This window comes from Acidiphilium sp. (genome assembly GCF_049977125.1).
GTDB lineage: Bacteria > Pseudomonadota > Alphaproteobacteria > Acetobacterales > Acetobacteraceae > Acidiphilium.
Genome location: NZ_JBMFGY010000052.1, coordinates 1 through 9,152, shown reverse-complemented (window position 1 = coordinate 9,152; position 9,152 = coordinate 1). Strand labels below are relative to the sequence as shown.

The following is a 9,152-nucleotide window of genomic DNA, read 5'->3' as shown; positions in this document are numbered from 1 at the left end:
AACGGGCTCGACACGCTCTACGCCTGGGACGAAGCACTGGTCGACCCCAAAGGCAACCCGAAACCGCAAGGCGATCACGACGAACTCGTGGCCAAGGCCAATGCCATGTTCGAAGCGATGGACCCGCGCCTCGCCGGCTTCTACCGCCAGATGAACGAAGGCGGCTTCATGGATTTGAAGAACCGGCCGACCAAGGCGGGCGGCGGGTTCTGCACCTCGTTCCCCGCGGTCGGGATGCCGTACATTTTCGCCAATTTCAACGGCACGCATCACGATGTCGATGTGTTCACCCACGAAATGGGCCACGCCTTCCAGAACTACCAGAGCCGCAACCAGCCCTCGCTCGACTACCTCTGGCCGACCTCGGAATCCGCCGAAATCCACTCGATGAGCCTGGAATTCCTCGCCTACCCGCACATCGCCCCGATGTTCGGCGATCAGACCGCGCGCTACCAGCGCATGCATCTGATCGGCGCGCTGGAATTCCTGCCCTACGGCGTCTGCGTCGATCATTTCCAGCACGAAGTCTACGCCAACCCCGAAGCGACCCCCGCCGAACGCCATGCGATGTGGCGGCGGTTGGAGGCGATGTATCTGCCGTGGCGCAACTGGGGCGACCTCGCCTACCCGGCGATGGGCGGGCGCTGGCAGGCGCAACTGCACATCTACCGCGCGCCGTTCTACTACATCGACTACACGCTGGCCCAATGCTGCGCGCTGCAGTTCTGGGTGAAATCGCAGCAGGATTATAAGGCGAGTTTCGATACCTACGTCGATCTCTGCGGCCTGGGTGGCTCGGCACCGTTCGGCAAGCTGGTGGAGGCGGCACGGCTGAAATCGCCGTTCGAGCCGGGGGCGTTGCAGGCGGTGGTGCAGACGGCCGAGGCGGCGCTGGTGGCTTGAGGTGCAGCGGTTTTTTGCGTCTGCATCGAAACACGGATCGTCCTCTCGCGGAGTTTCTTGATGATTTTTCCCCATGTTACCGCAATCTACGCGGCGATCCTGGCTTTGATTTACATGGCGATCTCGGCTTGGGTCGTGATGGGCCGCGGCAAATTCAAGATCGTCCATGGTGATGGGGGCAATCCCCATCTGGGCCGCCGGATCCGGGCTCATGCCAATTTCAACGAATATGTGCCGTTGATCCTGATCCTGGCCGCGTTGCTCGAAGCGCGCGGCGCCGGCCCGATGACCATGAATGCGCTGTTGTTGCCCCTGGTGATTGCGCGGATCATCCACCCGATCGGCATGGTTGCGCGGGAGAATTCGGTGCAGCAGGTGCTGTTTCGGGCGCCAGGCGCGTTGATCACCTGGGCGGTGTTGATCGCCGCCGCGTTGCTGCTGCTGCGGGGCTCGTGAGGACCGGATGACGGGGTCTTGACCTTGCCATTGTTGGAATCCCCATATGCCGGATTATTGATAAGGATTTACCGATGAATGCGATCCCTCCGGTCGTGGCGCCGTCGCGGGAGACGGGCGTGTGTATCGACCTTGCGATCGAGGGCATGACTTGCGCGTCCTGCTCGGCGCGGGTCGAGCGGACGCTGCGTAAACTGCCTGGCGTTGCCGGGGCCGAGGTCAATCTGGCCTCCGAAACCGCGCGGGTCACCGCCGTTGGTGTTGAACCGGCGGCGATGATCGCGGCAATCGAACGGGCTGGTTACCGGGCGCACAAGATCGAGGCGGATGGCACGGCGGCGGAGGCGGCGTTGCGCGATGCCGGCGCGCGGCATGATTTGTTTCGCTTTGGCGCCGCGGCGCTGCTGACGGCGCCGCTGCTGATCGGCATGCTTGCCACCCTGGCCGGGGTGCCAATCGCGGTGCCCGGCTGGCTTGCGCTTGCGCTGGCGACGCCGGTGCAATTCTGGATCGGCGCGCGGTTTTATCAGGCGGGTTATAAAGCGGTGCGCACCGGGAGCGCGAATATGGATGTGCTGGTGGCGCTCGGCACATCGGCGGCGTATGGCATGAGCGTCTATCTCCTGGTGCGATCCTGGGCGATCGGCGGGACGCCGGCGCTGTATTTCGACTCATCGACCGTGGTCATCACACTGGTCCTGTTGGGGAAGATCCTGGAATCACGGGCGAAGCGCCAGACCGGCGCGGCGCTTCAGGCGCTGACGGCGCTGCGCCCCGAACGCGCCATGGTGCGCGCGGCGGATGGCACTGACCGCGAGGTCGCGGTTGCACGCATCGCGGTGGGCGATCTGGTCGTGGTCAAGCCTGGCGAGCGGATCGCGGTGGATGGACGGGTGCGAGCGGGCGAGAGTTTGATCGATCTGTCGATGCTGACCGGCGAGAGCATGCCGGTCGCGCGGGGGCCGGGCGATCCGGTCACCGGCGGCGCGATCAACGGCGATGGCGTGTTGCTGATCGAAACGACGGCGGTCGGTGCGGAGACGACCCTGGCGCGGATCATCCGTCTGGTCGAGAGCGCGCAGGCGGCGAAGGCGCCGATTCAGCGGCTGGTCGATCGGGTCGCGGCGGTGTTTGTTCCCGCGGTGCTGGTGATGGCCTTGCTCACGCTGATCGGCTGGCTGCTGACCACCGGCACGGCGGAACATGCGGTGCTCTGCGCGGTATCGGTGCTGGTGATCGCCTGCCCCTGCGCCCTGGGTCTTGCAACGCCCACCGCCGTGATGGCGGGGACCGGCGTCGCGGCCACGCAGGGGATACTGATCAAGGATGCCGAAACCCTGGAGCGCGCCAGGCGCATCGACACGGTTGCGTTCGACAAGACCGGTACGGTGACCGAGGGGCGCCCGAGCGTTGTGGCACTGGAAGCAGCCAGCGGAGTTGAGCCGGAACGGGTGCTGCACTGGGCTGCGGCATTGCAGCGCGGCAGCGAGCATCCGCTGGCGCGCGCGGTGTTGGCGCTTGCGGCCGATGCCGCCGTGCCATCGGCCGTCGCGGTGCGTGCCCTGCCGGGTCGCGGCATTACAGGCATCGTCGCGGGCCGGCGCATTGCCCTCGGCAATGCCCGTTTGCGCCGGGACAACGGGATTGAGGACGGCGGGGGCGAGGCGGCTGATCTCGAGGCATCTGATCTCGAGGCACGGGCGGAAGCGTTGGAGCGGCAGGGCCGCACCGTGTCGTGGCTGATCGATTGCGGGGAGGATGGTGGCACTGACGCGCCGCGTGTTCTCGGCATTATCGGCTTCGGCGATTCCCTGAAACCGACCGCCCGCGCCGCGGTGGCCGCGTTGCGGGCGCGCGGCATCCGCGTGGTTTTGCTCACCGGTGATCGTCGTGGTGGCGCCGCGGTGGCTGCGGCGGCGCTCGGCATCGATGAGATCACCGCCGAGTGTCTGCCCGATGAGAAGGCCGCCGCCGTGCAACGCCTGCGCGATTCTGGACGGATCGTCGCGATGGTGGGCGACGGCGTGAACGATGCGCCTGCGCTCGCCGCCGCCGACCTTGGTATCGCCATGGCGAGCGGTTCTGATGTTGCGATGCATACCGCCGGCATCACGTTGATGCGGGGCGATCCGATGCTGGTTGGCGCGGCGCTGGACATTGCGCGGAAAACCTTCGGCAAGATCCGCCAGGGGCTGATCTGGGCCTTCGTGTTCAACCTGATCGGCATTCCGCTGGCCGCACTGGGCTATCTCAGCCCGATGATCGCCGGTGCGGCGATGGCGTTTTCCAGCGTCACCGTCGTGACCAACGCACTGACCTTGCGGCGGTGGCGCGTTCCGTCGCCGCTCGCGGGTCGGGCGCTGGTCGGGCGCGAAATGCCGCTCCCGTGACGCTTTGTCGTCATGACGGTGGGGTCGTATCCGGACCGAACACGCTATCGAACGCGCGGCGGAGGGCGGCGTCGATCGCGGTCATCGATGCCGTCACGCCCTGTGCCGCGATCGAGGTGACGCCATGGGCAGTGATGCCGCAGGGAATGATGCCGGCATAGGCACCAAGGTCGGGCGCGATATTCAGGGCGATGCCGTGATAACTGACCCAGCGGGAAACCCGCACGCCGATCGCGGCGATCTTGGCTTCGGTGCCATCGGGCGCAACCACCCAGATGCCGACCCGTCCCGCTCTGGTTTCCCCCTGTATCCCGAAGGCTGCGAGGGTTTCGATCAGCCAGGTTTCCAATCCAGCCACGAATTTTCTGATGTCGCGCGCCGGGATGGCGCCATGGCGGCGGTTGAGGTTGAGCATGACATAGGCGACCCGCTGGCCCGGCCCGTGATAGGTCCATTGGCCGCCGCGCCCGGTCTGGTAGATGGGGGTGGCGCCAGGGGCGATCAGATCGGAGTCGCGCGCCGAGGTGCCGGCGGTGTAGATCGGCGGGTGTTCGACCAGCCAAACCCGTTCGGCGGCGGCGCCGGCCTGGATGGCTGCGACACGGCTCTGCATTTCAGCGACGGCTTGTGCGTAATCGAGCCATCCCGATGCCGTGACCCATTCGATTGCCGGGGTTGTTGATACTGGTTGATCCATCGGCTATAGCGCTTTCGCGACGGTGCGGCCGTGGCGAAATGGTAGACGCGCAAGCTTGAGGTGCTTGTGGGGGAAACCCTGTGGAAGTTCGAATCTTCTCGGCCGCATGATTGTCCTGTCAAAGTCAAATCCATCATTTATCCCCGGTACGGACCTCTCTTTGCCGTGACGCCGATCGCTTTCCTGCCATGCCGTGAGACGGTTGCCGGGCCTCGATGCATCGCGCATTGTTGGGAAGACAGGGGGATTGGACACCATGGACGAAACGCTCCGCAAAGCCGCGCTTGATTATCATCGCTACCCACGCCCCGGCAAACTCACCATCACGCCGACCAAACGGATGGAAACCTCACGCGATCTCGCCTTGGCCTATTCTCCCGGTGTCGCGGCCGCCTGCCTTGCGATCAAGGACGATCCCGATACGGCCTATGATTATACGATCAAGGGCAATCTCGTCGCGGTTATCACCAATGGCACGGCGGTGCTCGGCCTCGGCAACATCGGGGCGCTTGCCTCCAAGCCAGTGATGGAGGGCAAGGCGGTCCTGTTCAAGAAATTCGCCGGGATCGACACATTCGATATCGAGGTTAACGAATCCGATCCCGACAAGTTCATCGACGTGGTGGCCGCGCTCGAACCCAGTTTTGGGGGCATCAATCTCGAAGACATCAAGGCGCCGGAATGTTTCAGGATCGAGCAGACCCTGCGCGAGCGATTGAAGATCCCGGTGTTTCATGACGATCAACACGGTACCGCGATCATCGTGGGCGCCGCTGTGCTGAATGCGCTGAAAGTCCAGGGTAAATCGATCGAGACGGTCAAGATCGTCACGTCCGGCGCCGGTGCGGCGGCCCTCTCCTGCGTTAATATTCTGATCGCGCTCGGGGCGCCACGCGACAATATCACGATGACCGATATCGAAGGGGTGATCTACCAGGGGCGCCCGAACCTCGACCCGACTCTCGAACCGGTGGCGCGAAATACCACGGCGCGATCCCTGTTCGAAATACTGGACGATGCGGATGTGTTTCTCGGCCTGTCGGCACCCGGTGTTCTGAAGGCGGATTGGCTCGATAAATTCGCCCCCAATCCGTTGATCCTCGCCCTCGCCAATCCGGAGCCCGAGATCATGCCCGACCTTGTGGCGCAGCGTCGGCCGGACGCGATTATCTGCACCGGACGCAGCGACTATCCCAACCAGGTCAATAACGTTCTCTGCTTTCCGTTTATTTTTCGCGGCGCTCTCGATGTCGGCGCCACCGCGATCACCGAACGGATGAAACTCGCCGCCGTGACGGCCATCGCGGAACTGACCCAGATCGAAGCATCGGACACGGTGGCAGCCGCCTATGGCGGCAACGCGCCGGTGTTCGGACGTGATTATATCATTCCGAAACTGTTCGACACCCGCTTGATCCTGCACATCGCTCCCGCCGTTGCCAAAGCCGCGATGGAGGAAGGCGTCGCGCGCCGCCCGATCGGGGATTTCGATGTCTACCGCCATGAACTCGAACGCTTCGTCTTCCGGTCCGGCCAGCTCCTTCGACCGGTCATCGAGGTTGCCCGCTCGGCCAAAACCCGGATCGTTTACGCGGAAGGTGAAGATGAACGCGTGTTGCGCGCCGCGCAAAGTGTTGTCGATGACCACCTCGGCACACCAATCCTGTTCGGGCGCACGGCGACCATTCTGCAACGTATCGCCGCACTTGGCCTGCGGATGAAGCCGGAACAGGAGGTTCGCATTCTCGATTTCGAGCATGAACCGGCGCTGTTCGCGCGGTTGCTGACGGATTATCAGTGCCGTGTTGGTCGCCGTGGCGTTCCCCCCGATGCCGCATCACGCCAGCTCTCTCGCCGGCCCACCGTCGCGGCCGCCATGCTGCTCTCGATCGGTGAGGTCGATGCCGCGATCTGCGGCGGCCTCGGCGACTGGTCGCGCCAGTTCCGCTACGCGATCCCGATCATTCCGCGCCGCCCTGGCATCAACCGGGTTTCCGCCATCGCCGCGCTGATTTTGCAAAGCGGCAATTTGTTCTTCTGCGACACCCATGTGAACGAAGACCCGACCGCCGACGACATCGCTGAAATGACCCATCTTGCCAGCGCCATGGTTGCCCGCTTCGGTATCGCGCCCAAGGTGGCGCTGCTGTCACACTCCAATTTCGGCGCCGCCCAATCAGCCTCGGCCCGTAAAATGCGCAAAGCCCTGGCCCTGATCCGCGCCCAGGACCCGGAACTTGAGGTCGATGGCGAAATGCACGCCGATGATGCCTTATTCGAGCCGATTCGCAATCGTTCGATCTGTGACTCCCGCCTGGAAGGTTCGGCAAATCTGCTCGTCATGCCGAATATCGACGCCGCCAACATCAGCTTCAATCTGCTGAAAGCCGCGGGAGAGGCGGTTACCGTCGGCCCGTTCCTGTTGGGATTGGCAAAGCCGCTGCATATCGCCGTCCCCAGCGTCACCGCGCGGGGCCTCGTTAATATGAGCGCCGTTGCCGCCATGGAAGCGGTTCTGGCCGCTTGATCGGCAACCGCCCCGGCCCATCGATCACGGATGATAGGTAAACGTTGAGTTTTTGCCGTTCCGGATGGTCGATACGGGGACCGGTTGAAAGCGAGCGTTACGCCCCGATCAGGTGATCCGTTCGAACCCGGGCTGGCCGATTTGTGAGGGGAATTGCGCGACCCGGCGGAACTGCCGGGCATCGTAGCCCTGATGGTAAAAACGCTCCAGCATCGCCTGATACAGGGAGGGGTCCATGTGTTTGGTCCGGCTGAAAATCCAGCCGAGGGTTCGGTTGGGAAAACCGCCCATGAAGGCTGAATCATCGGGTTCGACATGCATGATCACATAGGGCACGCCGATCCAGCCGTTCAGAGCGGTCACCCGCCAGATGGCGTTGCCGCTGTCGGGTTCGACGTAATCGATCGAGGTGAATTGGAATAGAGGCGCTGAGAAGCGCTTGGGATATCCATTGTACTGGTCATTGATCGTCCCATCCGCGCGCCTCGTGTAGACCGCGTAGGACCCGACATAATTGGCTTCCGCAAAATACGGGATGTGGCCGATGATATAGTAACGGCCCATGAAGCGATCGAGGTCGAGCGTGGCGTGGTGCAACGGCGGAAACGGGTAGGAGCTGGTATCGAGTGTGCAACCCGCCAGCGCCGCCGGCGCAGCGGCCAGAAACGATCGGCGCGCAAGTGTCAGCATCAGGTCTAATTCCTTCATCAAATGCGGCCGCGGTAGCCGGCTTTGTATCAGGGATGTAGGGCGGTTTCCCTGACGCGCCATACTGATTGCGGCAATCGCGGACCCAAAATCGGACGCCACTTCATCGGCTTTCCGCGCGGCTGACGCCAGCGATGTTTATTTTGGGTGATTGCCGGGTGCAGATCACGTTCCGGATGGATCTATCGGGCAGCGTTTTGTTGCCTCTGATAAACGATTCTGAAATCATTTCAGATTACGGAAACGATAAGGATGCGACGCGCTGCTCGTTTCGAGGAGCGCCTGGTATGCCTCGGAGCGGCTCGAACTGTAGTTTATTTGACTCTCATCGACGTGAAAACCCTGTACGGAAATTAACCATGGCAAGCGCTGAAGTGACGTCAACAATCCATACGTTGGGGGAAGCGAAGATCCTGGCCGAACGGACTTTGGATTTGCTCGTCGCGCATCGGGTTGCGCCAACGCCGCGGAACTACACGGTTATCTACGATTATTTCGACGGAACCAATTCGGCTTTGCAAAAATCGCTCGATCAGTATTTGCAAGCAGGCCGGATGCTGGATGATACGATCATCAGCATGATGTATGAACGCCACGTCGCGTTCGACCAATTTAGCTTGTTGCGCGGCATGGGAGGGGATCTGGAGAAGATCCTGAACGCGCTCGTGACGGAAATTGGGGACGCCGGGCAAGGGGCGAAGCTCTTCGGGCAGAAACTCCAGGCGGGCATTGGTGACCTCACCAGCGGTTTGCAGCCGCGACCGCTCCAGATCATTGCTGCGGAACTCAAGGTCGCCGCGGAGCAGGCGCAGCGGCGTAACGCCCAATTACAGGAGCGGTTGGAGACGACGCTGGCCGAAACGATCAGCCTGAGAGACGAGTTGGAACAGCGCCGGCGTGATGCGATGATCGATCCGCTGACGGGGCTTTTGAATCGCCGCGCGATGGATGCCCATCTCAGCGAGTTGTTGTCTTCGGGGCGCGGTCAACCGTTCTCGGTTCTGATGGTTGACATCGACCATTTCAAGCTGATCAATGATACCTACGGACATGCGCTCGGGGATGCGGTTATTCGCAACGTTGCCGATGTGATCCGCAAATCGATTCGCGGGGGCGATTTCGCGGTGCGCTACGGTGGCGAGGAATTCGTCATTGTGTTGCCTGACACCCCCATTGAAGGCGCGATTATTGTTGCTGAAACAATTCGGGGCCAAATCGAATCGCTGCGCCTCAGGCGTAATCGAGACAATGCGGTCCTGAAACCCTTTACCGCATCGGTTGGTGTCGCGGAGCGTTCTGCGGATGACACGCAGGATAGCCTGCTCCAAAAAGCCGATCGCGCCCTTTATATTTCAAAAAAAATGGGCCGTAACCGCGTTACGACCGAGGATGCGCTCGCCATCAGCTAGAGCGTGGTGCTTTCAGCTTAACGCTCTAGCTCTATGTTTTTTCGAGCGATTTCATGCGATTA

General features: G+C 62.4%; 7 protein-coding genes and 1 tRNA gene. 6 read left to right on the top strand and 2 right to left on the bottom strand.

Features of this window, described 5'->3' with window-relative positions; translation table 11 throughout:
• From ACP5E6_RS09835 to ACP5E6_RS09825, 3 genes are all read left to right on the top strand, one after another.
• Positions 1-903, top strand: a 903-nt coding sequence (locus ACP5E6_RS09835; protein ID WP_427954055.1) for a M3 family oligoendopeptidase, incomplete at its 5' end; no start/stop codon positions are given.
• A 60-nt stretch (positions 904-963) separates the two neighbouring features.
• Positions 964-1,359, top strand: a complete 396-nt coding sequence (locus ACP5E6_RS09830) for an MAPEG family protein (RefSeq protein ID WP_427954054.1) — start codon at positions 964-966, stop codon at positions 1,357-1,359.
• Positions 1,360-1,433: 74 nt separating this feature from the next.
• Complete coding sequence (locus tag ACP5E6_RS09825; RefSeq protein WP_427954053.1) at positions 1,434-3,749, top strand: heavy metal translocating P-type ATPase; 2,316 nt, start codon at positions 1,434-1,436, stop codon at positions 3,747-3,749.
• 10 nt (positions 3,750-3,759) lie between these two features.
• Here the strand turns inward: ACP5E6_RS09825 and lipB are convergent, their stop codons facing one another.
• On the bottom strand, positions 3,760-4,446 hold the full coding sequence (gene lipB / locus ACP5E6_RS09820; protein WP_427954052.1) for a lipoyl(octanoyl) transferase LipB: 687 nt from the start codon (positions 4,444-4,446) through the stop codon (positions 3,760-3,762).
• A gap of 24 nt (positions 4,447-4,470) precedes the next feature.
• Here lipB and ACP5E6_RS09815 point away from each other — a divergent pair.
• Both ACP5E6_RS09815 and ACP5E6_RS09810 read left to right on the top strand, forming a co-directional pair.
• A tRNA-Leu gene (locus ACP5E6_RS09815) sits at positions 4,471-4,553 on the top strand.
• A 149-nt stretch (positions 4,554-4,702) separates the two neighbouring features.
• On the top strand, positions 4,703-6,973 hold the full coding sequence (locus tag ACP5E6_RS09810) for an NADP-dependent malic enzyme (protein WP_427954051.1): 2,271 nt from the start codon (positions 4,703-4,705) through the stop codon (positions 6,971-6,973).
• 108 nt (positions 6,974-7,081) lie between these two features.
• Here the strand turns inward: ACP5E6_RS09810 and ACP5E6_RS09805 are convergent, their stop codons facing one another.
• Complete coding sequence (locus ACP5E6_RS09805; protein ID WP_427954050.1) at positions 7,082-7,663, bottom strand: lipocalin family protein; 582 nt, start codon at positions 7,661-7,663, stop codon at positions 7,082-7,084.
• 377 nt (positions 7,664-8,040) lie between these two features.
• Between ACP5E6_RS09805 and ACP5E6_RS09800 the strand changes: the two genes are divergently transcribed.
• Positions 8,041-9,090, top strand: coding sequence for a diguanylate cyclase (locus ACP5E6_RS09800; RefSeq protein ID WP_427954049.1), 1,050 nt, complete (start codon positions 8,041-8,043; stop codon positions 9,088-9,090).
• Positions 9,091-9,152 lie beyond the last annotated feature (62 nt).

What these genes read in the sequence shown, in the direction of transcription:
- ACP5E6_RS09830 (WP_427954054.1), top strand. Translation starts at nt 964, where the DNA reads ATGATTTTTCCCCATGTTACCGCAATCTACGCGGCGATCCTGGCTTTG.
- ACP5E6_RS09825 (WP_427954053.1), top strand. Translation starts at nt 1,434, where the DNA reads ATGAATGCGATCCCTCCGGTCGTGGCGCCGTCGCGGGAGACGGGCGTG.
- lipB (WP_427954052.1), bottom strand. Translation starts at nt 4,446, where the DNA reads ATGGATCAACCAGTATCAACAACCCCGGCAATCGAATGGGTCACGGCA.
- ACP5E6_RS09810 (WP_427954051.1), top strand. Translation starts at nt 4,703, where the DNA reads ATGGACGAAACGCTCCGCAAAGCCGCGCTTGATTATCATCGCTACCCA.
- ACP5E6_RS09805 (WP_427954050.1), bottom strand. Translation starts at nt 7,663, where the DNA reads ATGCTGACACTTGCGCGCCGATCGTTTCTGGCCGCTGCGCCGGCGGCG.
- ACP5E6_RS09800 (WP_427954049.1), top strand. Translation starts at nt 8,041, where the DNA reads ATGGCAAGCGCTGAAGTGACGTCAACAATCCATACGTTGGGGGAAGCG.